1 protein-coding gene and 1 pseudogene are annotated in these 1,281 nt (G+C 52.2%); both read left to right on the plus strand.

What is annotated here, in order from left to right:
- Positions 1-411, plus strand: a pseudogene (locus tag ACTHS3_RS13530) (TonB-dependent receptor); the annotation flags it as partial.
- 115 nt (positions 412-526) lie between these two features.
- The coding region (locus ACTHS3_RS13535; RefSeq protein ID WP_440368199.1) for a siderophore ABC transporter substrate-binding protein at positions 527-1,281 on the plus strand (755 nt) is incomplete at its 3' end.

Here is a 1,281-nt window from a genome sequence, read left to right on the forward strand (position 1 = left end):
GGTCTGACCGCACGTGCAGGCGTAGCCTACAGCAAACCGAAGCTGAACGGCGATACCGCCGACAAAGTAACGACCGCCATCCCGATGGGACGCACATGGACAACAGGTCTGTCGTACCAATTCGACAATCCGAATCTGGAAATCGGCTGGCGCGGACGTTATGTCCAAAATGCAGGCTATGCCCCAACCTCGCGCGGCTCTGATGTGGCTCTGAATGTCGTCCGCGCAGGCTACGGCGTCAACGATATATTCGCCAACTGGAAACCGACAGGCAAAGACGACTTGAACGTCAACTTCTCCGTCAACAATGTCTTTGATAAAAACTACAAGCCGCACAGCCAACGCGCAGGTGCCAATTCTCTGCCTGAACCAGGCCGCGATGTCCGCCTAAGCGTGAACTACCGCTTCTAAGCAATCAGCTTGAAAAAGCCGTCTGAAAACAAAAGTTTTCAGACGGCATCTAGCTTTATAGCCCGATACAAGTTATCATTTCGATTTACTTTATTTCCGACCACGGAGAAACCCTATGTTACGTTTGACCGCTTTAGCCGTATGCTGCACCCTCGCTTTGGGTGCGTGTTCACCGAAAGATTCTGCGTCCAACCAAGCCCAAACTGCTTCCGCTTCTGCCGCCCAAACCGAAGGTGCAAGCCTGACCGTTAAAACGGCTCGCGGCGATGCGAAAGTGCCGCAAAATCCAGAGCGTATCGCCGTTTACGATTTGGGCATGCTCGATACTTTAAACAAATTGGGCGTGAAAACCGGTTTGTCCATCGACAAAAACCGCCTGCCCTACTTGGCCGAATATTTCAAAACGACTAAACCTGCCGGCACGCTGTTTGAGCCTGACTACGAAGCCTTAAACGCTTACAAACCGCAGCTCATCATCATCGGCAGCCGTGCAACCAAAGCGTTTGACAAGTTGAACGAGATTGCACCGACCATCGAAATGACCGCCGAAACCGCCAATCTGAAAGAAAGTTCCAAAGAGCGCATCGACGCGCTGGCGCAAATCTTCGGCAAACAGGCCGAAGCGGACAAGCTGAAAGCGGAAATCGATGCTTCGTTTGAAGCGGCGAAAACTGCTGCGCAAGGCAAAGGCAAGGGTTTGGTGGTATTGGTCAACGGCGGTAAGATGTCGGCTTTCGGCCCTTCCTCACGTTTGGGCGGTTGGTTGCATAAAGACATCGGCGTTCCCGCTGTTGATGAATCGATTAAAGAAGGCAGCCACGGCCAGCCTATCAGCTTTGAATACCTGAAAGAGAAAAACCCTGATTGGCT

The organism is Neisseria sp. P0009.S007 (assembly GCF_051962515.1).